Source organism: Aureimonas jatrophae (assembly GCF_900104035.1).
Lineage (GTDB): Bacteria > Pseudomonadota > Alphaproteobacteria > Rhizobiales > Rhizobiaceae > Aureimonas > Aureimonas jatrophae.
Window position 1 is genome coordinate 10,089 of record NZ_FNIT01000017.1, and the last position, 23,422, is coordinate 33,510.

Genomic DNA, 23,422 nt, shown 5'->3' on the forward strand with positions numbered 1-23,422 from the left:
TTCAGAACCCCGCCGGGCAGCGGAAGCCCGAAAGCGCATCGGTCGCGAACGGGTTCAGGATCGAGCCCACCTGCACGTCGAACTCGGCGCTGCGCCCATCCACCGTGAAGCGGGCACGAAACCGGTCGTCGGACTGCGGATCGCGACGACTCGCATCGAACAAGCGCATGGCCGACCAGGGACCGGTTCGCGTCAGCGCGTTCTGCCAGCCGCCCGGCTGAATGATCACGCGCGACTGCGCCGCTCCCTCCGGCGAGGGCCAGACGAGGGAACGCGACTGGATCGGACCGTGAAAGTAGGCGACGCGCCCAGAACCGATCTCGAGGATCACCGCCGAGGCGTCGTCGGACAGAGAGACCGGCGTGACGTTGAGGCTGAGGCTCGGACGTGGGCCCGACGTGAAGAAGGCCTCGCGAATGGCGCGGGCGGTGGCGAACTGCTCGAGCGCCTCGCTTTCCTGGCCCGCCGCACCGAACGTGCCGCGCCAGCGCCAGGGCTGCGTCGAGGTATCCACGAAGGGGGCGAGCCGATCGCGCAGGAAGGTCTCGAAGACCCCGTCCGGTCCGAAGACGCGGGTGAAGTCGTCGAGCGCCACCTCGCTCTGCGCATCGCGACTGAACGGATACCGCCCGGCGATCGCCTCCTCGCACAGTCGAGCCCCGCCGGCCTGCCATTCGGCGCGCAGCTGCGTGCGGGCCGTCGACACGGCGAGCTGATCGACATCGGCCGCGAGGCCCCCGACCCAGTTGTCGAGCGGCGCCGGCAGGCGCCGGGCCTCGGCGACCAGCGCCTGATTGGCCTCGTTGAGCTGACCCTTGGTGTCGAAGATCGCCGCGACCTCGGCCGACGAGGCGCTGGCCCGCGACAGCTGCTCGTAGAGCGTCCTGATCAGGGGCTGCAGCGCGGATACGACCGTGGGCGGTTCCTCGCCGTCGGCTGGTGCCGGCGCACCTGGTGCCGGCTCGCTCAAGGCCTGTCGCAGCGGGGCGAACGGATCGGGCGCGGTGCCGAGGTCGAGCCCCAGGCTGACGGCATCGACGCCATCGGGCAACGCAAGCTGCGCCGTGTCGGCGAGCGAGCGCGACAGCGCAGGCAGCGGCGGGGGCGCGCCGGCCAGAACACGGGCGGTCTCGGTCATGGCCGACAGGTCGGCGCCCGGGCGCACACGCAGGTCGCTCGCGAGCGCCCGCCAGCTTTCCTCGAACTCGGCGTAGTAGAGCGCCAGGATCTCCCGCGCCGTCGCGCTCGCACTGGTGTTCGGCGGATTGGCGCGTCCACGCACCCATTCCTCGTCCACCGCTCGCGTCGCCGCGGCGTTGATCCCGGGCAGAACGGCGGTGGCAAAGCCAGCCTTCGTGAAGAGGCCGTCGATGCCCTCGCGCAGCGAGGCGCCGGACGCGCGGTCGAACGCCGCCTCGCCGCTGGAGCCGACCGCCCCCGCCGGGGTCCAGGCCGCCAGGTTCTGCGCCTCGGCGCGGCGCTTCAGAATGTCGTAGCCACGCTCCGCGATCGACTGGTTCTCGACGCGTCGGCGCGCATCCTCGACGAGGCGACGGTCGGCCGGGATCGAGCTGATGGGGCGGGCCACCAGCGCATCGAGATGTTCGCCCAAGCGGTCGCGGGCGTCCCGCATGCCTTCGCCCGGGTAGAGACGGGCGAAGATCCGCCGGCCTTCGGCGGAGGCGTCTGCGGGGTCGAGAACGCCGATGCCGCCCAGCATGGCGTAGAGATGCAGCGCGTCGAAGGTGTCGCGCACGGGCGCGTCGGTTCGGGCGAGGTCGTTCTGAAGCGCCACCATCAGCCGCGGCAGGAGAAGGGTGTTGAGTGCCCGCCCGTAGGCGAGGCGATGACTGCCTTCCGTCTTGGCGGACTGGTCGAGACCGAAGTCGAAGCCGAGCGGCGCACCGGAGGCGAAGCGCGCGTTGGCGCCGGCGATGGTATCGAGCGCCGGCAGAACCGACAGGAAGTCCGTATCCGAGACGTCGCGCGTCGGGATCGAGGCGGCCAGGTTCTCGAAGCGCTCGGTTTCGGTCGCGGCATAGGCGATGGCCGAGCGGTTGTTGAGATAGGCGGCGATCCAGCCGGCCAGGACGAAGGCGACCAAAAGCCCCGCCACGGTCAGCGCCGCGCGGCGCAGGAGTAGCGCGCGACCCGACAGGCGCTTGTCGTAGCTGACGAGCGCGGCCTCCTCGAAGATCACCTCGTGGAACAGCCGCGACAGGAAGTAGGAGCGGCGCATGCTGCGCCCCCGGGCGCCGGCCGCCTCGGGCGACAGCGCTCCGTCCTGCGTGCCCGAGGCGAGATACACGCCGCGCACGAGCGGGGCCGAGACGAGACGCGAATGCGAGACGAGCTCGGTCAGGACTTCGTGCACGGGCTCGCGCAGGAGCGAAACCTGGGCCGGCAGGCGGAAGATCTGTCCGCGCTGATCGATGTCCGGCTCCTGCTGGAGGCGCTCCAGGAGAAGGGCGTCGATGCGCTCGCGCAGGAGATCGAACTCCTCCAGGAACCGGTCGGGAAGCGCGCGGGGCTCCTGGCTCATCGACAGGTCGAAGGTCATGCCCCAGACCTGGTCGCGGTCCGTGCGCGACAGCGCATCGAAGAAGGGCACGAAGCCTTCCAGAAGATCGGCCTTGGTGAGCAAGAGGTAGACCGGGACCCGCGCGCGCAGGACATCGTCCATCTCGGCCAGGCGCTGCCGGATGGCGCGCACCTCCTCGAGGCGTACCGCGGGATCGCGATGCAGGAGATCGGGGACCGACAAGGTGACGAGGACGCCGTTGACCGGCTGCGAGCGCCGGTAGCGGCGCACGAGCTGGAGGAAGCCGTTCCAGCCCGCCTTGTCCACGCCCCCGAAATCGCTCTGCACCGTGTAGCGGCCGGCCGTGTCGATGACGATCGCTTCCTCCGCGAACCACCAGTCGCAGTGGCGAGTGCCGCCGACCCCGCTGACCGGCTCGCCGTCGGAACCGGTGCCGAGAGGGAACTTGAGGCCGGAATGCACAAGGCCCGTCGTCTTGCCCGAGCCCGGCGCGCCCATCATGACATACCAGGGCAGCTCGTAGATGTAGCCGAAGCGCCGGCCCACGACCTTGCGCAAGCGCGCCATCGCCTCGCGCAGGCGCGTGCGCAGAACCTCCACCTCGGCACGCTGGTCGGCGCCCGGGTCCGCCGCACCGTCCTCGGCGATGGCATCGATCATCGCGCCGTCCGCGCGCTTGCCCCGGACATAGGCGACCGCGACATAGACGAGCCAGGCCGCGAACAGGGCGGCGATCAGGATCAGGCGGTTCTGGGCGGGCTCCAGCGGGCGGAACGTGCCCGCGCCGATCATCGGTCCATAGAACCAGACGACCACCGCGATCGCGACAACCCAGATCAGCGACAGGAAGCGCCGGCCGAGGATCCCCGCATAGGAATCGACATAGGCCCGGATCGTGTAGAAGAGGTTCAACGGGTTCACGGGTCGACCTCCAGACCGCTGTTCGCACCCGTGCCGGTCTCGCCCGCCCGACCGGGTGCCGGCGCGACGCCGGTTCCGGCGGCGCTGGCGGCGCCCACGACCAGGATCTCGGTGCGCCGGTTGGCCTCGCGCCCGTCCTCGGTCGCGTTGTCGGCGACAGGCTCCGTGTCGGCGCGTCCCTCCGCCGTCACGGTGCCGGGGCCGGCATACTCCGTCAGGATCGATGCCACGGCCTTGGCGCGCGCTTCCGACAGATGCCAGTTCGACGGATACTGGACGGTGTTGATCGGCTGGTTGTCGGTATGGCCGATCACGACGGCGCGGAAGTTCTCGGCCGCCATTGCCGTGCCGATGCGCACCAGAAGGCCACGCAGGTTCGGCTCGACCTCGGCGCTGGCGACGGCGAAGAGGCCGGCGTTGCGGATGCGGACCAGAACCGAGTCTCCGTCGCGGGTGAGCGTGACGAGACCTTCGCTCACTTCCGGGTTCAGGAATTCGGCAAAGCTTGCGAGCGGATCGGGTCGGGGCGGGTCGGGCGGCTGTTCCGCGGTTTGCGCCGGGGCGGTGTCGGGCGCCTCGTCCGCTGTCGCGATGCTCGGGGTCGCGAGCGCCGCGACGGTCGGCGTGGCGTTCGGCACGGCGTCGGCATACGCCTTGAGCGTCGCGTCGGAGTCCCGGTTCAGCGCCAGAAGGAACAGGACGTAGCCGAGGGCGAAGAACAGGAGCAGGGCCCCCAGCAGGCCCCACAACGCGGCGGCGTTGCGCAAGGGTTTGTGCCGAGCCGCCTCGCCGCGCCAGTGGGGCGAGAGTTCGCGCTCAAACTCGCCGAACTGGCCGCGCAGCGTGCGGTAGAGACCGTCGCGGATCTGCGCGAGCTCCAGGGCGCCGCGCGGGCTGACGCGCGTACGGCCCTCGAAGCCGAGCGACAGGCAGAGATAGATCAGGAACAGGATGTCCTTGTTGGCGCCGGGATTGCGATGGAAGTGGTCGAGAAGATCGAACACCCGGTCGCCGCCCGTGACGTCCATATGGAAGGTCGAGACGAGGCCGGAGCGCGCCCAGCCGCTTTGAACGCCCCAGGGGCGCGACAGGACGATGTCGTCGATCATGGCGCAGGCGACGTAGTGCGCCGCGCGCGCGCGCTCGGGCGCGATGCGCGCTCCCGACAGGTTGCGCTCGTATTCGCGCACGGTGGCGAAGCTGAGCTGGCGCAGAGCCTCCACGTCCGGTTCGGCGCCGGACTCGCGAACGGCGACGGCGAGCGCCATGACGGGGGCCGCTGCGCCCACCAGGGGCGGCAGTTCCTCGCCGAAGCGGAAATCCTCCACGACCCGCCGGAAGTCCACGCCCCCGCGCGTCGCGGGTGCTTCACCCGGCCGGCTGGCGGGACGCACATCGTCGAAGATGTCGGCCAAGCCCGCCGCCAGGGCCGCGCGGCGCTGCCCTTCCGCGGAGGGCTCGATGATCGTGGGCTCGTCCTGACCAAGACCGGAGGGCGACATGCGGCTCATTCCTTGAGGGCCCAGAGTTCAAGCTCGAGACCCGGGAACTCGCCGGCCAGATGAAGCGCGATGGCACCGGACGTTTCGAGCTGCTTCCACATCGGAGCGCTCGTATCGAGCTCGAAGTAGACCGTGCCGGTACGATACGGCAGCTGGCGCGGGAGGACCGGGAGCGGGCGCACCGGAATGCCAGGCAGCGCCACGTTGACGAGTTCGGCAATGCGTTCGACCGGGCCGACCTTGACCTGGTTGGGCAGGGTCCGGCGCAGCGTCTCCGCCGCCATGTCGGCCCGCACCGCGAGAACGAAGCCGGTGTTCTGCAGGAGCGTGCGATCGTTGATCGTGCCGACGCGCACGCCGTAGCGCCGCTCGTCGAGCGGGATCTGGATCGCCGCCTGTTCCAGCACGGCCGAGAGCGAGGCGCGCAGATCGTCGAACACGGCCCCGAAGGTCGCCTGCAGATCGTCGTGGCGATAGGGCGGGAAGTCGGTGGCCCGCTTGGTGGCGGCCGTGAACGTCGCCAGTTCGCCCGCCAGCTGCAGGCAGGCGCGGTAGAAGTCCTCGGGATGGATCTGGCGGGCGTTCGCGGCCAGATGCGCCAGCAGCGGCTCGGCGCGGTTCAGGGTCTGAAGAAGAAGGAAGTCGCCGACCTCGGCCGTGCCGCGCACCGTGGGGTCGCCGATGCGCTGCGCGATGGCTTCGGCGCGATGGCGAACGATGCCGAGCAGCTCGGTGAGCATTGACAGGAGGCGTCCGCCGGCATCGCAGTTGAGGGCGGGCGGTATGAAGCTCTCGTCCAGCACCACCGCGCCGTCGGTGCGCACCTCGACGATGCGCGCGAGCGCGATCAGGTCGAAGCCGCCGAGCTCGTCGCCTTCCACCAGATGGCGCAGACGCAGGCGTCCGACCTCGATCGGCGCGGAAAGATCGCTGCCGGCATTCGCATCCGGCGCCTCGAAGGCGCTGGACAGCACCCGGACGGCGGAGGAGGGCGCGGCATCCTCGGCGGCGACGTCCGCTCGGCCCGGCCGGCGCATCGGCAGGGCGAGGTAGACCAGCGCGTTCTTCACGGCCGGGGACAGCGGAGCCGGCGGCGGCAGGTCGGCGTCGCCGGGGGCGTCGAACACCGTGCCGTCCGGCAAGGTGCCGCTGGCCGCCGACAACGCGAAGCGACCGATATGCAGCGCCTCGCGGTCGATCTCCAGGCTCGACAGGCCCCAGGGGAAGGGCGCGAGGTCGCGCGTCGCCGCTTGCACGAGCCGCTCGGTCCAGCGGTCCGCCTGCTGGAAGTGCTGCACGCGAAGGAACATCCCCTCGGTCCAGGCCACGCGGTTGCCATGCTTCATTCCCAGTCTCCACCGCGCGGGCGGTCCGCGCTCAGTTCCACGAAGTCGTCGCCGCTCGGATCCCCGGACGGACCGCTCCGCAGGCGACGGTTGAAGCGGCTTCTCGGACTGCCCGCCTCGTCACCCTCGAAAAGCCGGCGATGAAGCGCGAGAACGGCGCGCTCGGCCCCGCCCGGCAGCGGCAGCCGCGCGGCCAGACCTCTCGGTGCCGCACCGTTGTCGACGCGCGCCTGCATCGCGAGGCGGCTTGGCGCCATCGCATCGGTCTCGGCGAGAAGCGTCCGCAGCGCCTCGAGAAGCCGCTGCTGACGGGCCGGCAAGGTCTCGAGGCCGTCAGGCGACGCTTCGACGCCGGCTTCCTCCTCGACATCACCCAAGGCACGGTCGAGACGCGCGAGCGCACGGCGCATGTCGCGATCCGCCCGGCCGGCCTCGCGCAGGGCAATGAGCGGATCGCCGGCGCTGGCCGTACCGCCACCCTGCAGAAAGGCGTCCAGGGCGTCGGCTGCGCTCGGGCCGTGGATCCGGGCCGACGCCTCGGCCGGAACGGGATCGCTGCCTGGCGGCCGGGGCACGCGCATGCGCGTCGAGGTGGCCACGCGATGCTCGGCGCGCGTCGAGGTCGCCGCTTCGGTGTCCCAGTCCTCGGGCAGGCGCGAGCCCCCGGTGATGGCGAGATCGATCGGCTCGCGCCATCCGATCACCGGGCGGCTCGCCCGGTCCGCCTGCGCCTGCGGCGCGCTTTCACGTGCGTCGAGCGCGGCCAGCCAGTCCTCCTCGCCGCTGCGCCCCGGCAGCACGCCGCTCGCGGTGCGTCCGCCCGGCGACACGTCGGACAGGATCGCCGTGATCGAGGGCGCATCGTCGCTGAGCGCGTAGCGCGCCTCGGGATCCTGCCAGTCGGGCTCGACCTCGCCCGTGATCTCGGCCGAAAAGCGCTGGTTGCAGACGTCGATCACCGAGCCGGTCTGAAGGCGTGCCGTCTGTCCATGCGCCAACGGACGACGGTCGACGCTCATGCCGTTGGTGCTCTCGTCGGTGACCGTGAAGCCGGTGGCATCGCGCCGGATGCGGCAGTGGATCTTGGACACGGTGCGCGAGGGATCGGGCAGGACCCAGCCGCAGGACGGATCGCGGCCGAGCGTCAGTTCGCCCCGCTCCAGGAGCCGCCAGCCCTTGTCGGTTTCCGGCAGCGGCGTTTGGGCGACGAGACGAAGGCGCATGACTCCCCACACGCCTCCTCAGGCCGTCGCCGCGACGATGGCGTCGCGGCTGTCGACGGCGCTCGGCGCGACGCGCGCCCACGAGTTCCAGCCGAGACGGGCGGGAATGGCGCCCTCGCCCAGACGGCAGAAGGGCACGTCCTCGCGCCGGAGCACGACCTGAACGTCGAAGCGCAGGCTGGGTCCGACATACAGGCGGACAAGCTGCATCAACTCCTCCATGCGCGGTTTACCCGGCTCGAAGGACAGGTAGTCCGCATAGCCGACCGGCCCGACCACCACGCGAAAGGCACCGGCGTAGTCGCGGATCGCCTGACCGGCCGCCGCGTCCACGCCGAGCCGCGCGCCGCGCGATGCGCCCAGCGCGGTCTGCTCGGTTACCGGGATCGGAACCCATCGCGGCGAGAACTGCTCGATCTCCACCGGCAGACGCAGGTGCGCGGCCAGCATCGAGCCCAGCCCCGAGGCATTGCGCGAGCGCGTGGCGAAGAGCCCGGCATACCGCAGCACGGCCTCGTCGCCGAGCGGGTTCAGCCGGCGCGTTTCGGGCGTGCGCACGCCGGCAAAGGCGAGCAACGCACCCACGATGCGGTTGCCGCCCGACAGTTTTCGCCAGCGCAGAAGACGCGGCAGCCGGTACTTCTCGTTCGCGTCCACCATGAGGCGCGCGATCGGATCGGCGAAGACGTCCAGAAACGCGCGGAAGGCGCGCGAGCGGTGCCGCTCCTCCTCCAGCACCGTCTCGGTATAGCTCGGCGGCAGCGCACCCAGCGCGCCGACGAGGCCGGGCAGCGTGGACCGCAGCATCACCCTGTCGCTCCGACGTGTCACGGATGCGATCGCGGCGGGCGCGAGGCGCGTCGAAACCTCCGAGCCGATCTCGAGGCTGGCCCCGGCCCGCTCGGCGATGCGGATCGCGGTGGTCGGCTCGAAGCTCTGCGGATCGGCAAGAAGGGCCGACACGAGCGGGTCCACCGCCCCGTCGTCCGCGGGTTTGGCAAGGGCGCTCACAGAAGCGGCCTTTCGGCCAGCCGTGCGGGAAAGAGCGCGACCGGCTCGTCCTGGCCGCGCATCTCGGCGCGCAGGCGCGTGAAGGAGTTGATCGTGGCGTAGAGACCCAGGAAGCGGTCGATGACGCTGGCAAAGAGATAGGCCGCGCCGCGATCGATCAGGCCCGGCTCGAAGACAAGCGTCACGTCCGTGCCCGGCACCATTCCGCCGCTTCCCACGCGTGAATGGGTGGAGCGCGACGAGACGCCGACGATCGCGTCGATCAGGAGGTTCGCTTCGCGGCGTTCGGGCCGCACGTAGAGGCGCAGCATCTCCTTGAGCGCGCTGCCGTCGCCGCCGGTGAGCGACAGGTGGTTGAGGTTGAGGTGTGACAGGAGACGCCACTGCCGGTCCTCGTCGCCCGCAAAGCGCAGCGCGCCGGTCGGTGCGCTGAGCGCCTCGATGCGTCCGATCGCGGCCTGCGCGTCCACGGGCACGAGGTGGGGATGGCCGCCACCGAAGGGCAGGCGCTCGGGCAGGTCACGGTTGAGGCAAAGCGTCTCGATGCCGGCGACGAGCTCGTCGTCGCCGTCGCCCGCAAAGGCGATGGTGACGTCGCTCGTGTTGTCCAGCGGATCGAAGCGCCGCCGGAGCTGCCAGGCGGGCGCATCCGGGCTGCTCCCCTCGAAGAAGCGGGGGGCCACAAGACGGACCCCGGACCGGTCCGTGAGCGTGACGCTCTCGACGCCGTAGACCTCTCGCGTCTGGTGGCGCCTGGCATCGGGCACGAGCGCGTATTCCGTGCGCCGGCCGTCCACGACGATCGGTTCGGCCCGCTGGCGGAAGAGGTTGACCGCGGGCGCCGCGTTGAGCGCGAAGGTCTCGGCCGAGACGAGGCGCTCCAGCGCCGGGTCGGTCCGGTCGAGATACACGAAGACCTCGAGCGTCTCGCCGCTCCATCGCTCCAGGCCCGTCAGCTCCACGAACAGGAACTTCTGCGGAAGAGCGAAGAACTCGCTGAGAATGCGATAGCCGGTGAAGCTCGACGGAGGATAAGGCAGCATCGCCTCGTCCGTCTCGAAACCTCCGGCGCGGAGACTGGAGGACGGCAGGAAGACAGGCTCGCGGTCGCCCGAGTGGCGCGCGAGCGCCACGCCGAGGGTGTGGTTGCACAAAAGCTCGTGCAGCGCCGAGGCTTCTCGCAGCGGCGCCTGAATATGAAAGGCGAGGCGCCGGAGCCCGAGCGCGGCAACGGAGGGAACCGGTGCCAGAGTGCCAAGCTTGAGACGCAGGCATGCCGCCGCGCTCCAGCGAGGCGCGAGCGGCGCCTCGATCGGCTGGCCGCACAGGTCCGCCTCGGTCACGCGCACGGGCGCAAGGTCGATCGCCTGCGTCAGGCGGAAGCGGCAGCGCTCGTCCTCCACCGGTTCAGCCGCGATCTCGGTATGGCGCGCCACGCGCTGGATGCTTTCGAGGCCCGCGACCGGATGGAGGCGCACCATCATCATGGACGGGACGGGCGCGAGATAATGGGGGTAGAGGGTTTCCAGGAGGCTGCCGGTGAGTTCCGGGAACTCGTCGTCGAGCTTTTGCCGCACGCGGGCGCTTGCGAAGGCGAAGCCTTGGAGAAGGCGCTCGACATGGGGATCGTCCACCTGCTCGCCCGAGATGCGCAGGCGCCCCGCGATCTTGGGATGGGCGCTGGCGAAGCGAGACGCTCGCTTGCGCAACGCGCCGAGCTCTTCGGCATAGCGCTGGAGGAAACCGTCAGCCACGGCTCGCCTCCACACGAAAACGCTGGGTCGAGGGATCGACCGCCGTCTCGAACGCGATCGGCGGCATGCCCTCCTGAGCTCGATATACGGCCTCGATGCGCAGGCGAAGCGTGCGCTCGGAGGGATGGCGGGGCGCCAGGACCGAGACGGAAAGCTCGGCAAGACGCGGCTCGAACAGGCGGATGCGCCGCTCGGTGGCCCGTGCGAACTCGGCGCGCTGATGATCGGTCACGAGGCCGGTGACGAAGAAGCCGTCGACGCCAAAGGTGGTCAGGGAGTCCGCCAGCTCCTCCGCCTCCGCCGGCGGGGAGACGGGTGGGCGGCGCGTGTTGAGGAGGCGTTCCAGGTCCTGCCTGAGGTTCTCGCGAAGCTCGCTCAGCTGCTGGCCGATCGTACGCGGCGCATCCGCGGCGAGATCGGGATCGGCGTCGCAGAGCCGGTCGAAGACCGAGCGCGACAACGTCTCGCCGGTCGGGCGATAGCGCTCCAGCGGATCAGCCATGGACCGTCTCCGCCGGGGCGGACGCAATCTCGATCGACACGCATTCGCCGAGCGCGCGCACCGTTTCGCCGACAAGGAGACAGCGCTGGCCCCGACCCGTCACAAGCCCTCCCGGCGCGTCGCGCCACTCCGTCACGCGACCGAGCCGCTCGGCGGGTTCGAGATCCGGCGCGTCGTAGATCAGGGGAAGAAGCACCTCGGCCTGCGAGCCGTCGGAAAGCTCCAGGGACGCCCGGCGCCAGGCCAGGTCCCGCGGCCGGGCGGCGGGTGCCAGCGTGAGCGAGGCGATGCGCGTCCAGTCGATCCAGAGATAGGCGCCGCCATCGGTCACGGCCTCGAGCGCATGGGGCAGGCGATCGTCGAGATCGCGCAAGTCGTTCGCCGCCTCGCCGTCCACCGTGACGCTGAGCGATCCCCGCGTGTGGTCGAGTTCGAGCAACCGATCGGCCGCGTCCGCCCCGTCGCCCGCGCGCAGCGCGAGGGCCATGCGCAGCGCGATCTGATCGGCGGCACTCGGACCGCCGGGAAAGGCGGGCACCGCGCCCTCCGTGTGCCAGAGGCGGCGTGCCTCCATGCCCCGCACGAGGCCGCGCAGGCGGGCGAGGCCGACCGCCTCGCCCGGAAACAGGCGGGCGGCGATCTCGGCCTGCGCGTCGGCGCGCGCGTAGTCGCCCGACAGGATCAGGAGATCAATCAGAAGAAGCCGGGCCGCCATGTCCTGGGGCCGTGCCTTCAGCGAGGCGACGGCGGCCGCCATCGCGTCGCCCAGCCGGTTGTCGTCCAGAAGCGTGCCGATCGCGCCGGTGTCCGTCATCGTGGTCCTCAGGCGCCGGCCGCGGCGAGGGAGCGGCTACCGGGCAGCGCGGTGGTCTCGGCCAGGAGGTGGAAGCTGGTGGCGATGTCGTCGAGCTGGAAGTGGGGCTGGAGCCGCACCGCGCAGGAGAAGGCGCCCGCGCGTCCCGCCTGCTCGGCGACGGTGACGCTGGCCAGGCGCAGGGGAAAGCGGGTTCGAAGCCCCAGATCCGCGTCGTCGTTGCCGAGCGTGTAGTGCGCCAGCCACTCGTCGAGACGGCGCTGGATGCTCACCGTGTCGGCCAGACGACCGACCTCCTCGCGCAGGATCACCTTCAGGTAGTGGGCAAAGCGCGAGGCGCAGAGAACGTATTGCAGCATGGCCGAAAGCCGGGCGTTCTGGTTCGCCCCGGCTTCGGAATAGGTGGCCGGACGGTGGAGCGACTGGTTGGAGTTGAGGACGCAGGTGTCCGACAGGTAGCTCACCGAGATCGGCACGAGTCCGAGTTCCGCCATCTCCTGATCCTGCAGGCTGGTCAGCCGCACCTCGACCGGAGGCTGCGCGGAGCGCCCGCAACTTTCGGAGCCGTCGTCGAACGGGTCCAGCACCGAGACCAGCCCGCCGCCGTCCTCGTCCTGGGGCGCGCCGCGCAGGTCCGCGAACCAGCCCGACGAGCGGAAGCGACGGATGGCCACCGCGCCGAAGGCGAAGGCGCCGTTGCCCCACAGGAGATGGGAGCCGTCGCCCTCGATCCGCTCCTGGAAACGAAACCCGTCGGTGCGGCGACGCGAGTCGGCACGGTAGGGACGGCGCAGGAGGATGCGGGGCGCGACGAGACCGAGGAAGCGCGTGTCCTCGCGCCGGCGCAGCCGATCCCAGCGAACCAGCGCGGGGTCCTCGGCCAGACGCGACAGATCCGGCAGGCGCGAAAGGTCGGCAAACGAGTCGAGCTGAAGGAGGCGCGGGGAGGCGCCCGCCACCAAGGGGCAGAAGGCGGCCGCCGCCACGCCCGCCGCGGCCGACAGGATGCCGATCGGGTCGCGTCCGCCCTCGTCCGGAACATGCGCGACCTCGTAGTCGGCGACCAGCAATCCGAAGGGTTCGCCGCCCGGCATCCCGAACTCGCCGGAGTAGACGAGCTCGAAGAGCCGGCTCTGGTCGAATTCGGACGCACGCTCCATGGACCGCCCGAACTCCAGCCATGACGCCGACAGAAGCTTCAGCTTGACCTCGTGCGCCCCGCCGGCGGCGCGAACGAGAAGCGCCACGCCGCGCCAGCGCGCCTCCATGGCCTGGAAGCGCGGATGGTGGAGGATGGCATTGACCTGGGCGCCGATCGCCGCGTCGAGGCGAGCCACGAGCCGCTCGGCTCGCAGCACCGCATCGTCCTCGCTCCGGTCCACGCGGCTCCAACCGTCCATGATGGCGCTGCCCGCCCGGCTCAGCTCTTCTCGGGAATGCGCGCCACCATGCGCAGCGAGGTCGTCAGCTCCTCCATCTGCAGCCAGGGGCGCATCCAGGCGACCGCGTTGTAGGAGCCGGGCTTGCCGGCCACCTCCTGCACGGTGACCTTGGCGTCGCGCAGCGGGAACTTCGCCCGCATCTCCTCGCCCGCCGCCTCGTTGGCGTTGACGTAGCCCGAGATCCAGCGGTTCAGCCACCGCTCGCAGTCCTCGGCCTCCATGAAGGATCCGACCTTATCGCGGCCCATGACCTTGAGGTAATGGGCGAAGCGTGAGGTGGCCATGATGTAGGGCAGGCGCGCCGAGACGGCCGCGTTGGCGGTGGCCTCGGGCTTGTCGTAGATCTTGGGCTTGTGGGCGGTCTGGGCGCCGAAGAACACGGCGTAGTCGGTGTTCTTGTAGTGGCACAGCGGCAGGAAGCCGAGCTTGCCGAGTTCGGCGTCGCGCCGGTCGGTGATGCCGACCTCGGTCGGGCACTTCACGTCGAGGTCGCCGTCGTCGGACTGGAAGAGATGCATGGGCAGGTCCTCGACCTTGCCCCCGTTCTCCGCGCCCCGGATCGCGGTGCACCAACCGTTCAGCGAGAAGGCGTTGGTGAGGCGCGCGCCGAGCACGTAGGCCGCGTTCATCCAGGTGTAGTTGTCGTGGGGCAGCTGGCCGTTCTCGCGGCCCACCGTCTCGTCGTAATCGAACTCGTCGATCCGCACCGTCTCGCGGCTGTAGGGAAGGCGAGCTAGGACGCGCGGCAGGGCGAGCGTGACGAAGCGCGAGTCCTCCGACTCCCGGAACGCACGCCACTTGATGTACTCCGCCGTCTGGAAGATCTTCTCGAGGTCTCGGGGACGCGCGAGCTCGCGGAAGTCGTCGAAGCCGAAGAGCTGAGGGCTCGCGGCCGAGATCAGGGGCGCGAAGGCCGCCGCCGAGATCGCGGCGAGCCCCTGCAGCAGCTGCACGTCCTCGAACGAGTTCGAGAACTCGTAGTCGCCGATGATCGCGCCCATCGGCTCGCCGCCGGGCGTGCCGAACTCGTCCTCGTAGATCGACTTGAAGAGCCGCGACTGATCGAACTCGACGGCCTTGGACAGGTCCCGCGAGAGGTCGCGCTTCGAGGCGTTGAGGACGCGGATCTTGAGGTTGGCGTTGGTCTCGGAGTTTTGGACGAGATGGTGGAGGCCGCGCCAGGCGCCCTCGAGCTTGGTGAATTTCTCGCTCTGCATGATCGCGGCGAGCTGGCGCGAGATCTTCTCGTCGATCGCCGCGATCGCGCCGTTCAGCGTCAGCGTGAGGTTGCGGTCATAGGTGACCGTGCCCTTCATCGCTTCGTCGGTCAGCGTGCGCAGGAGGTCCTGCGTGCGATCCGGCGCGGTCTGACGCGTGGCGGCGATCACTTGGTCGAGGAGGGGAGCGGGCGCGTCGAGGGTCTGGGCGCCGCCTTGGACTTGCGTCTCGGTGCTCATGGACGTCGTTCCTTCCGAGTCAGCTGCGCGGCGCGGCGGCGGGGCCGCCCTTGCGCTTCAGCTCATCGGCCAGCGCCGACAGATCGCCCCGGTTCTGGAGGATGTTCTCCAGAAGCGTCTCCAGTTCCTCGGAGCGGTCGGCCTTGGCCAAGAGGTCGCGCAACTCGTTGCGCGCATCGAGCAGCGCCTTGAGTGCGGGCACCTGGGCCGCGACGGCCGCCGGCTCGAAGTCGCTCAGCTTCTCGAAGCGGAGCTGGACGGCCATGTCGGTGCCGTCGTCCTGCAGCGTATTGGGGACGGCGAGGTTCAATCCCGGCGTCATGCGCCGCATGACCTCGTCGAAGTTGTCGCGATCGATCTGCGTGAACTTGCGCTCGCCGAAGGGCTTGAGCGGTTCGGTCGGATCGCCCGAGAAGTCGCCGAGCACGCCCACAACGAAGGGCAGCTCCTTCTCGATCATCGCGCCTTCGGTCTCGACCTCGTACTTGATGTGGACGCGGGGCTTGCGAACCCGCTCCAGCTTGTCGTGCACACTGGCCATGCGTCGGTCTCCGATTGGTCGGTTCAGAGCAGCGCGCGCGGGGAATGCGCGCACAACTCGCCGTTGAGGCGGGACGTGATCGTCACATTCCGCCTGATTCTGGTCTGATACCCGCCGCAATCAAGATGTTACGGCGGGTATGTTCGTCCTCCACGAGCTCGGCGAGGAGCTTCGAGAAGTCGAGGCGTCCCCTGGCGACCACGGTCTCGATGGCGTCGGCCATGGGAGATTGGGGTTCGGCGGCCCGGAAGTAGCGTGCGACCTCGGTCAGCCGCTCGAAGGCTTCCTCGCGTGTGCGGATGGGGCCCGGCCTGACGGCGGCGCCAGGGGCAGCTCCGTCAACCGGTACGGGAGCGACGCTGGTGGCACCGGCCGCTGCGACGATCGTATCGCCGACCGCCTCGTCCGGGCGAAGGCCCGACAGGTTCAGGATCGCCAAGCGGACCTCCTCCAGGACCGCGCGAATGTTGGATGAAGCGGGGGCCTCGGGTCCACAGGCGGCGTCCAACGCCGCCGTCAGCTCGGCAAAGGCCGAAAGGCATCCCGTCACCGCGTCGAGATGCGCGCGCATGGCCGCCGGGCCCACGGCGTGAACCTCGTCCTGGAGCGTCTTGAGACGCTCCGCCTCACCGGGCCGCTGTCCGGTCTGGTAGTCCCACAGCGTGTGGCGGAAGAAGGATGCGTCCGGCACCAGCGGCGACAAGCGAAGCGGCTGGATCAATGTGCCCTCGCCGCCGACGCCGTTCAGACCCGCGAACGGCGACACCTTGTCCTCGATCCCGTCGCCGTCGATCGAGTGAAGGGCGGGGAAGTGTTCGGCGACAAGGCGCGAGCCGAGTTCGAAGCACCGCTTCAAACCGCGGAAGCCTTCCAGCCGGAGCTCGGCCTCGCACAGCCAGCACAGGACCTCGATATCCTTCGAGATGGACTGCAGGATCTCGGTCGCGATCGAGCGGACGTCGGACCACGCGGGCGACAGCCGGAAGGCTTCGCCGGGGTCGATGTTGCGCTCCTCCGCCCGCGCCGCGGACCGCGCGTCTTTCAAGCGGTAGTAGAGATCGACACGCACGCCCGAGCGAACATCCTCGCCGGTCGGCATCGCTTCGCTGATCGGTTCTGCAAGTTCCTGTACGTTGAAAGCCAAGCGTACTCCCTTGCTTAGAGATAATCGGATAGCGGCGGGAGAGGTAGGACGATATCGGAACAGGTGCAACCCGAGCCTTCCAAGTTTTCGCATAGGAACGGCGCGAATTTTCTTGTCGCCAAAAAATTTAGTACTTCCAATGGGTTCGTCAGTCATACTTCGGATTCGAACGATTTCGTCGCGATACGACCTTGCTTGTGCCTCCTCAAGGCCACATTTCGCCGAGAGTTAGGGCGCCACGAAACGGACGGGAGAACCGTACGGAATGTCGTCGATCGACCTGCAGCACCTTGTGCAGCGCATGTCTGTCCCCGTTCGCGCCTCGCTGGAAGGCGCGGCGGCGCTTGCGGTACGTCACTCGCACGATGCCATCGAGCTTCATCACTGGTTGGGCGCCATGGCGCTGGATGCCACGTTTCGGGAGCTTCTGGAGCGCGTCGGGGTTTCGTCGAACAACTTTGCCAACGAGATTAATCGCGAGATAAATACTTTGCCCCGCGGGACGGGCGGGACGCCCGCCTTTTCCGGCAACGTCATCTCGCTTGCACGCGAGGGTTGGGTCGCGACGTCGCTCGGAAGCGGCCGTACGAGCATCGCCTTTGCCGATCTCTTGGCCGTGCTGGCGGACGACGCGAGCCTGCGCTCCTTATCGCGTGCGATCAGTCCCAGCCTGCGCGGCCTGGATGCCGCGCGGCTCGAAGCCGAGCGCGCCCAGGCGGTCGAGCCCGTTGCGGCAGCTCCTCGCCCCGGCAACGCCCGGCCCGGCGTCGGCGCGGCGTCCGGCGAAGACTTTCTGGCTCTCTACACACAGGACATGACCGCGGACGCCATGGCCGGGCGCGTCGATCCCGTGGTGGGACGCGAGGACGAACTGCGGCAGGTGATCGACATCCTCCTGCGCCGTCGCCAGAACAATCCGATCCTGGTGGGAGAGGCGGGCGTCGGCAAGACCGCGGTCGCCGAGGCCTTCGCACTGAAGCTGGCGGCCGGCGAGGTGCCCGAGAGCCTTCGGGGGACGCGGCTTCTGTCGCTGGATCTCTCGCTGCTTCAGGCCGGAGCCGGTGTGAAGGGCGAGTTCGAGCGTCGTCTGACGGGTGTCGTGGACGCCGTGAAGGCCTCGCCCGAGCCCGTGATCCTCTTTATCGACGAGGCGCATGGTCTGGTCGGCGCCGGCAACCAGCCGGGGCAGGGCGATGCCGCCCATATCCTGAAGCCGGCGCTGGCGCGCGGCGAGCTGCGCACGATCGCGGCCACGACGTGGGGCGAGTACAAGCGCTACATCGAGCGCGACGCCGCGCTGACGCGGCGCTTCCAGCCCGTGAAGGTCGGCGAGCCCGACGAAGAGACGGCGGTGCGCATGCTGCGCGGCGTCGTCGACATCCTGCAGTCGCATCACGGCGTGCGCATCCGCGACGAGGCGTTGCGCGCCGCCGTGCGCCTGTCGGCGCGGTATATTCCCGCCCGGCAGCTGCCCGACAAGGCGGTCAGCCTGATCGACACGGCTGCCGCCTCGGTGGCCTTCGGGCGCGCCGGCGAGCCCGCCAGGCTGGAGGACGCGCGGCGCGAGCACGAGCATCTCGTGCTGGAAGGGGAGCGACTGGCGCGCGAGCCGGGTGACGAGGCCACCGCCGAGCGTCAGGCGACGATCCGGGCACGCCTGCCCGAACTTGAGACGCAGATCTCGGAACTGGAGGCGCGCCTCGCGACCGAGCGCGAACTGGTCTCCGAGGCCGACCGCATCGAGACCGAGATCGAGCAGGACGACGCGACGGCGCGAACGAGCTTCCGTGCAGCGGCCGGCCGTTTGGCCGAGGTCCAGGGCGATGATGCTCTGATCCACCGCGTCGTGGATGCCGAGGCCGTCGCCAGCGTCGTCGCCCGGTGGACCGGCGTCCCGCTCGGGCGTCTCGTCAGCGACCAGCTGGCGGCCGTCAACGAGCTGGGAGCGCGCCTCAAGGCCCGCATCGTCGGACAGGACGATGCGCTGGATCGTCTGGCCGCCGCGATGCGCGTCGCCCGGGCTCGCTTGTCGGATCCGCGCCGGCCGACCGGCGTCTTCCTGATGGTGGGCATGTCGGGCGTCGGCAAGACCGAGACGGCGCTGGCGCTCGCCGACATCCTGTACGGCGGGCCGCAGAGCCTCACCACGATCAACATGTCGGAGTTCAAGGAGGAGCATAAGGTCTCGATGCTCCTCGGCTCGCCGCCGGGCTACGTCGGCTATGGCGAGGGCGGCGTCCTCACCGAGGCCGTGCGCCGGCGACCCTACGGCGTTCTCCTGCTGGACGAGATCGACAAGGCCCATCCCGGCGTTCAGGACGTCTTCTACCAGTTGTTCGACAAGGGAACGATCCGCGACGGCGAGGGGCGCGACATCGACTTTCGCAACACGCTGATCCTCCTGACGGCGAATACGGGTTCCGAGGTTCTCCAGGCACTGTCGGCCGATCCCGAGACCATGCCGGAGGGCGATGCGCTGACGGCGGTCCTGAAGGATGCTCTTCTGACCCAGTTCAAGCCGGCCTTTCTCGGGCGCACCGTGGTGCTGCCCTACCGGCCGCTGGGCAAGGATGCGCTGACCGGCATCGTGGACCTGCAGATCGAGCGTGTCGCGGATCGGCTGCGGGCGAACTACGGCGCCGAACTCACGCTCACGCCTGCCGCAAGGACGGTGCTGGTTTCAACCGCCTCGGCCGGCGATACCGGCGCGCGCGCCATCGAGAGCACGATCGCGCGCGATCTCCTGCCGGTGCTTTCCTCGTTTTTCCTGGATGCGACGATCGCGGGCCGCAAGCCCCGCGACGTGTCGATCGATCACCGGGACGGCGCCTTCACGGTCGCCTCCCGTCCCCTCGCCGCGCAAGCGGTGGACCTGGCCCCTCCCTCGAAGCCCGCGCGCCAGCGCCGGCGGGAGGCGGTCTAAATCCGTGCGGTCCTCCCGCGCGACATGAGAGTGCCAACGCCAATCCAAGCGAGACACAAGAGAGGTTTCATGCCGATTTACCTGCAGATCGACGGCATCCAGGGCGACGCCACCCATGAGCAGCATCGCAAGTGGATGGATATCGAGGCGATCCACTGGAACGTCGCGCGCAACCTGAACACGGCAGCCGGTTCGGCCACGAACCGCGAGGCCTCCGAGCCGACGATCTCCGAGATCGTGCTCACCAAAGTCAGCGACTCCTCGTCCACCAAGCTCTTCCAGGAGGCCGTCGCCGGCCGCCAGGGCAAGCGCGCGGTGATCCACCTCGTGACCACCGGCAGCCCCGGCGAGACGTATATCGAGTACAATCTCACCAACACGCTGGTGGCCAACTACTCGATCGACTCCAACGGCGACCGGCCGCTGGAAACCATCAAGCTGAACTTCACGAAGCTGGAAGTGAAGTACACGCCGTACGACGAGAACAACAAGCCGCAGTCGCCGATGATCGCCTCCTACGATCTGTCGACCACGCGCGCGGGCTGACGAACCCATCGCGCGAGGGCCCGCGCCCGCAACGGCGGGCGCGGGCCGACGACACCGAACGACGCCAATGAGGCACGGAGGCTTGAGCTATGTCCGGTAGGGTCATCGATAGCGAGGCGGACGGTGAAGCGGCGGTCACGCTGGCGGTTTCGCCCGAGCAACTGGCCGCCGTCCTGGACGGCGAGACGCTGCAGCCGGGCGCAACGCTCGGCAACCGCCTGATCGGCGGGTTGCGGCTTCTCGGATGCGCGGGCGAGGCGGGTCTGGCCTCCGGTCTGGCGCTTGTTCCCGAGCCGACGCTTCTCACCAAGGCGGCCAGTGTGGGCGTCGGCCTGCACGCGGCCGACCAGTGCACGACCGGCGGACGCCAGCTGTGGACCGGACGCGACGAGCGCTCGCTCACCGAGCGGGCGTCGAGCGGTCTGGCGCGACGCCTCGGCGCCAACCCCGCCACGGCCGAGACGATCGGCCTGGCGACCGACTTCATGGTTCCGATCGGCGGTGCCGCGCTCGCCGGCGCGGTCCGGGTCGCCGCCGTCAACAGCGGTCGCCTGTCCCTGCGCCAGCACGAGGCGCGCGCCTGGGCCAAGGGTGGGCCGGGCGGCCATACGATCCGCCTCCATATCGGGCAGAGCGAAACGGCGTTGCGCCAGCGCATCGCCGAGACCGCGGGTCCCACCGGGCGCCCGCGCTTCATCTCGTCCTTCTCGACCTTTCAGGTGGCGGAAACCGAAATATCCCGCGTCCTGCAGGTGAACCGCAGCGCCATCGAGGCCTGGTCGCGCACGGCCCGACAGGGAATTTCGCGCAGCTTCGAGCTGGATGCGGGACAGATTCTCGGCCACGGCGTGGTGCGCGAGGGAGGCGAGTACATGGCGATGAGCCGCTTGCGCGTCGTGATCAAGAAGGAAAGCTTCCGGGGCATGCCGCACTACATCCTCACGGCCTACCCGATCCTCTGAGCGGAAGGCGCAAGGCTTGAGCGAAGCGGACGACCTATTCGAACTGGATCAACTGATCCGCGCCTACCTCCATCAGGACATGGAGCTGGAAGCCGCCAGCGTGCCAGAGGCGATCGGCCGTTACGCCCGGTTGAACGACGAGCGCACGAAGGCGTCGTTGGCGGCCGCGATGGATCTTTTTCTTCACCGCTTCCACAACGATCTCCATGCCGAGTTCGCGCGACGCTACCGCTACGACTTCATGCCCGACGAACTCGGGCTCGACGTGCCCGGCTTCTTCCAGATGGTGCGGGCGATCCTCGCCGATCCCGCCGCCTACCGACGCTACGAGACGGGCGGCAGGGCCGCCCATGGCTGAGCGAAAGAGGCGCGCGATCGGCTCGATGCGGGAGTTTCGATGAGTGACCAATCCTTTCTGAGCGGCGCCCTGAACGACTTCGTCCAGGCCGACCGGCTCCTGCGCATCTCGACCCCGCTCGGGCAGGACGTCTTTCTGGTGGATGAATTCCGGGGGACCGAACAGGTCAATGGCCTGTTCGAGTTCACCGTCGCGGTTCGCGCCAAGCGCGACGACGTGCGCGCAGACGAGATCGTCGGCGAGCGGGTGGACGTCTCGCTGGATGTCGGAGGCGGTGCGCGAAGACGCTGGAACGGCCTCGTGACCGCGCTCGACGAGGAGCCCCGGCTGGCGCGCTCGCTGCGGGCCTACGTGCTGACGCTGCGCCCCGACCTGTGGCTCCTCGGCCAGAAGAGCGACTGCCGCATCTGGCAGAACCGCACCAGCGTCGAGGTCGCCGAAACGCTTCTGTCGGAGCATGGCCTATCCGCTCCCGACACCGCCGGTATCCATTCGCCGCCGTCGCCTCACGAATACGACGTCCAGTGGAACGAGACGGATCTGGCCTACCTCCTTCGCCGGCTGGAGGAGGACGGCATCGCCTACTGGATCCGGCAGGAGGACGGGGCGCAACGCGTGGTTCTGGCGGACGCGGCAGCGGGCTGGGACAAGGGAGCCGACGGCGACGCGGGTCGCGAGCGTTTCTCGTTCGGCTCCAGCGACCGCAACCATGTCTCGTCCTGGCGACGGCGCTTCACGTTCACGCCCGGACAAAGAGCCGGACGGGACTGGAACTTCGAGACGCCGGGAACGGTCCCGGAGGCCGGCACGCCCTCCACCGTGAAGCTGCCGAGGAACGGCGCGTACGAACTCTACGAATACCCCACCCGCGCGCTCGACACGAGCGGCAACGAACGAGCCCTGAAGCTGCGCATGCAGTCGGTCGAGTCCGACCACGAGGCCGTGCAGGGCACGTCCACGGTGCGCACGCTCGCGCCCGGCGCCAAGCTCACGCTCTACGACATCGCCCATCCTGAACATGTCTTCGAAACCGCGGCCATCCAGTCGGTCACCCACGAGGCGGCGGATGCGACCTACGAGACCGGACCCGGCGAGCCGTCCTACACGAACCGCTTCACCGCGCTGCCGGCGCGATTGCCGGCCACACCCCACCGGTCGACCGCGCGCCCGCGCATCGACGGCTCGCAGATCGCCCTGATTGCGGGACCGGCCGGCGAGGAGATCCACACCGACCAGTACGGCCGCGTGAAGCTTTGGTTTCCCTGGGACCGGCGGGCGAAGAAGGACGGCTCGGACACCAAGTGGGTGCGCGTCGCCCAGCCCTGGGCCGGTGGCACCTGGGGCGCGCAGGTCATTCCGCGCATCGGCATGGAGGCCGTGGTCACGTTCGAAGGGGGCGATCCCGACCGCCCGATTGTGACCGCGCTCGTGCCCAACCCGCAGAACGGCGTTCCCTACGACCTTCCGGCCAACAAGACGCGCATGACGCTGCGATCCAACACCCACAAGGGGACGGGTTTCAACGAACTCTCGATGGAGGACGAGGCAGGCCGCGAGAACATGTTCCTGCATGCCCAGAAGGATCGGACCGAACGCGTCCTCAACAACCGCACGAAGCGCATCGACGCCAACGAGATCGCCTCGATCGGCGCCAACCGCGCGGTCGAGGTCGGCGGCAACCAGAAGCAGGAGGTTGGCGGATCGATGAACCTGACGGTCGGCGGCACCGGGGCCGCCGCGTTGGGTCTCATGGCGCAGGTGGCAGGCCTTGGCGGCCAGACCGCAAGCCTTCTGAACCAGGCCGGTCAGATTGCCGGCGGCGGTGGACCGGGCCTGGCCGCCTTCGCAGGCACGATCGCCTCCTCGGCGCTCGGCTTCTTGGGCGGTGGCGGCCTTTCGGCACGCGAGGGCGTCGTGTCGGGACCATCTCCTCGCGCGGATGCCGGTACGGCACTGGCGGGGTCGGGTTCGGGCGTCGGGGAGGCCGCCGGCAGCCTCTTCCCCATGTCCGGCATCCTGAACACGGTGGTCGGTTCCTTCAAGTCCGACACGGTGGGCGTCGCGCGCACCGAGCAGATCGGCCTGTCCAAGGTCACCAACGTCGGCCAGAGCCAGATCACCAACGTGGGCAAGGAACAGCGCACCACGGTCGGCGAGACTGTTCATGTCCAGAGCGGCAAGCTCTACCAACTGATCGCGCAGGAGAAGTACGAGGGCGAGGCCAAGGTCTGGGAGATCCGGGCCGAGGACCGGCTCCTGATCTCGGCACCGGGCGGCTATATCGAGATCAACAAGGAGGGCATTCGCATTCGCGGTCTGAAGGTCGACATTGAAGGCAACCAGATCAACTTCAAGCGCGGCGGTCCGGGCGAGGGGGCGACATGCCTTCGCGAGATGGCGAAGAATTCGACGCCGTTCGTAAGGGTGTGAGTTC

17 protein-coding genes are annotated in these 23,422 nt (G+C 69.4%); 5 read left to right on the forward strand and 12 right to left on the reverse strand.

The window, feature by feature from the left end; translation table 11 throughout:
• Nucleotide 1: 1 nt before the first annotated feature.
• The 12 genes from tssM to tssA form a co-directional block, all read right to left on the reverse strand.
• Nucleotides 2-3,463, reverse strand: coding sequence for a type VI secretion system membrane subunit TssM (gene tssM, locus BLQ76_RS20650; RefSeq protein WP_090677088.1), 3,462 nt, complete (start codon nucleotides 3,461-3,463; stop codon nucleotides 2-4).
• Complete coding sequence (tssL, locus tag BLQ76_RS20655) at nucleotides 3,460-4,965, reverse strand: type VI secretion system protein TssL, long form (RefSeq protein ID WP_170842704.1); 1,506 nt, start codon at nucleotides 4,963-4,965, stop codon at nucleotides 3,460-3,462. Before tssL ends, tssM begins: the two co-directional genes overlap by 4 nt.
• 5 nt (nucleotides 4,966-4,970) lie before the next feature.
• Nucleotides 4,971-6,311, reverse strand: a complete 1,341-nt coding sequence (gene tssK, locus BLQ76_RS20660; protein WP_090677090.1) for a type VI secretion system baseplate subunit TssK — start codon at nucleotides 6,309-6,311, stop codon at nucleotides 4,971-4,973.
• A complete protein-coding gene (locus BLQ76_RS20665) occupies nucleotides 6,308-7,534 on the reverse strand; it encodes an FHA domain-containing protein (RefSeq protein ID WP_090677092.1) in 1,227 nt (408 codons plus the stop codon). Before BLQ76_RS20665 ends, tssK begins: the two co-directional genes overlap by 4 nt.
• An 18-nt stretch (nucleotides 7,535-7,552) precedes the next feature.
• Nucleotides 7,553-8,545: a type VI secretion system baseplate subunit TssG gene (tssG, locus tag BLQ76_RS20670; protein WP_090677093.1), complete on the reverse strand. Its 993-nt coding sequence runs from the start codon at nucleotides 8,543-8,545 to the stop codon at nucleotides 7,553-7,555.
• Complete coding sequence (gene tssF, locus BLQ76_RS20675; RefSeq protein WP_090677094.1) at nucleotides 8,542-10,299, reverse strand: type VI secretion system baseplate subunit TssF; 1,758 nt, start codon at nucleotides 10,297-10,299, stop codon at nucleotides 8,542-8,544. Before tssF ends, tssG begins: the two co-directional genes overlap by 4 nt.
• Nucleotides 10,292-10,801, reverse strand: a complete 510-nt coding sequence (gene tssE / locus BLQ76_RS20680; protein WP_090677096.1) for a type VI secretion system baseplate subunit TssE — start codon at nucleotides 10,799-10,801, stop codon at nucleotides 10,292-10,294. The genes tssF and tssE overlap by 8 nt, the downstream gene beginning before the upstream one ends.
• Nucleotides 10,794-11,615, reverse strand: a complete 822-nt coding sequence (locus tag BLQ76_RS20685) for a type VI secretion system accessory protein TagJ (RefSeq protein WP_090677097.1) — start codon at nucleotides 11,613-11,615, stop codon at nucleotides 10,794-10,796. Before BLQ76_RS20685 ends, tssE begins: the two co-directional genes overlap by 8 nt.
• Nucleotides 11,616-11,623: 8 nt before the next feature.
• Nucleotides 11,624-13,015, reverse strand: a complete 1,392-nt coding sequence (gene tssC / locus BLQ76_RS20690) for a type VI secretion system contractile sheath large subunit (protein WP_090677098.1) — start codon at nucleotides 13,013-13,015, stop codon at nucleotides 11,624-11,626.
• Nucleotides 13,016-13,035: 20 nt separating this feature from the next.
• Nucleotides 13,036-14,514 carry a type VI secretion system contractile sheath large subunit gene (gene tssC / locus BLQ76_RS20695; RefSeq protein WP_090677100.1) on the reverse strand — a complete coding sequence of 493 codons (1,479 nt, stop codon included), beginning with the start codon at nucleotides 14,512-14,514 and terminating at the stop codon, nucleotides 13,036-13,038.
• 19 nt (nucleotides 14,515-14,533) lie between these two features.
• Nucleotides 14,534-15,055, reverse strand: a complete 522-nt coding sequence (tssB, locus tag BLQ76_RS20700; RefSeq protein ID WP_090677101.1) for a type VI secretion system contractile sheath small subunit — start codon at nucleotides 15,053-15,055, stop codon at nucleotides 14,534-14,536.
• A gap of 82 nt (nucleotides 15,056-15,137) precedes the next feature.
• Nucleotides 15,138-16,199 carry a type VI secretion system protein TssA gene (gene tssA / locus BLQ76_RS20705; RefSeq protein ID WP_244519759.1) on the reverse strand — a complete coding sequence of 354 codons (1,062 nt, stop codon included), beginning with the start codon at nucleotides 16,197-16,199 and terminating at the stop codon, nucleotides 15,138-15,140.
• A gap of 265 nt (nucleotides 16,200-16,464) precedes the next feature.
• Here tssA and tssH point away from each other — a divergent pair, with 265 nt between their 5' ends.
• From tssH to BLQ76_RS20730, 5 genes are all read left to right on the forward strand, one after another.
• On the forward strand, nucleotides 16,465-19,122 hold the full coding sequence (tssH, locus tag BLQ76_RS20710) for a type VI secretion system ATPase TssH (protein ID WP_090677104.1): 2,658 nt from the start codon (nucleotides 16,465-16,467) through the stop codon (nucleotides 19,120-19,122).
• Between the two features lie 69 nt (nucleotides 19,123-19,191).
• Nucleotides 19,192-19,668: an Hcp family type VI secretion system effector gene (locus tag BLQ76_RS20715; RefSeq protein ID WP_090677105.1), complete on the forward strand. Its 477-nt coding sequence runs from the start codon at nucleotides 19,192-19,194 to the stop codon at nucleotides 19,666-19,668.
• A gap of 89 nt (nucleotides 19,669-19,757) precedes the next feature.
• On the forward strand, nucleotides 19,758-20,630 hold the full coding sequence (locus BLQ76_RS20720; RefSeq protein WP_090677107.1) for an RNase A-like domain-containing protein: 873 nt from the start codon (nucleotides 19,758-19,760) through the stop codon (nucleotides 20,628-20,630).
• Nucleotides 20,631-20,646: 16 nt separating this feature from the next.
• Nucleotides 20,647-20,988, forward strand: a complete 342-nt coding sequence (locus tag BLQ76_RS20725) for a contact-dependent growth inhibition system immunity protein (RefSeq protein ID WP_090677108.1) — start codon at nucleotides 20,647-20,649, stop codon at nucleotides 20,986-20,988.
• 39 nt (nucleotides 20,989-21,027) lie between these two features.
• Nucleotides 21,028-23,418 carry a type VI secretion system Vgr family protein gene (locus tag BLQ76_RS20730; protein ID WP_090677109.1) on the forward strand — a complete coding sequence of 797 codons (2,391 nt, stop codon included), beginning with the start codon at nucleotides 21,028-21,030 and terminating at the stop codon, nucleotides 23,416-23,418.
• Nucleotides 23,419-23,422 lie beyond the last annotated feature (4 nt).

What these genes read in the sequence shown, in the direction of transcription:
- tssL (WP_170842704.1), bottom strand. Translation starts at nt 4,965, where the DNA reads ATGTCGCCCTCCGGTCTTGGTCAGGACGAGCCCACGATCATCGAGCCC.
- tssK (WP_090677090.1), bottom strand. Translation starts at nt 6,311, where the DNA reads ATGAAGCATGGCAACCGCGTGGCCTGGACCGAGGGGATGTTCCTTCGC.
- BLQ76_RS20665 (WP_090677092.1), bottom strand. Translation starts at nt 7,534, where the DNA reads ATGCGCCTTCGTCTCGTCGCCCAAACGCCGCTGCCGGAAACCGACAAG.
- tssE (WP_090677096.1), bottom strand. Translation starts at nt 10,801, where the DNA reads ATGGCTGATCCGCTGGAGCGCTATCGCCCGACCGGCGAGACGTTGTCG.
- BLQ76_RS20685 (WP_090677097.1), bottom strand. Translation starts at nt 11,615, where the DNA reads ATGACGGACACCGGCGCGATCGGCACGCTTCTGGACGACAACCGGCTG.
- tssC (WP_090677098.1), bottom strand. Translation starts at nt 13,015, where the DNA reads ATGGACGGTTGGAGCCGCGTGGACCGGAGCGAGGACGATGCGGTGCTG.
- tssC (WP_090677100.1), bottom strand. Translation starts at nt 14,514, where the DNA reads ATGAGCACCGAGACGCAAGTCCAAGGCGGCGCCCAGACCCTCGACGCG.
- tssB (WP_090677101.1), bottom strand. Translation starts at nt 15,055, where the DNA reads ATGGCCAGTGTGCACGACAAGCTGGAGCGGGTTCGCAAGCCCCGCGTC.
- tssH (WP_090677104.1), top strand. Translation starts at nt 16,465, where the DNA reads ATGTCGTCGATCGACCTGCAGCACCTTGTGCAGCGCATGTCTGTCCCC.
- BLQ76_RS20715 (WP_090677105.1), top strand. Translation starts at nt 19,192, where the DNA reads ATGCCGATTTACCTGCAGATCGACGGCATCCAGGGCGACGCCACCCAT.
- BLQ76_RS20720 (WP_090677107.1), top strand. Translation starts at nt 19,758, where the DNA reads ATGTCCGGTAGGGTCATCGATAGCGAGGCGGACGGTGAAGCGGCGGTC.
- BLQ76_RS20730 (WP_090677109.1), top strand. Translation starts at nt 21,028, where the DNA reads ATGAGTGACCAATCCTTTCTGAGCGGCGCCCTGAACGACTTCGTCCAG.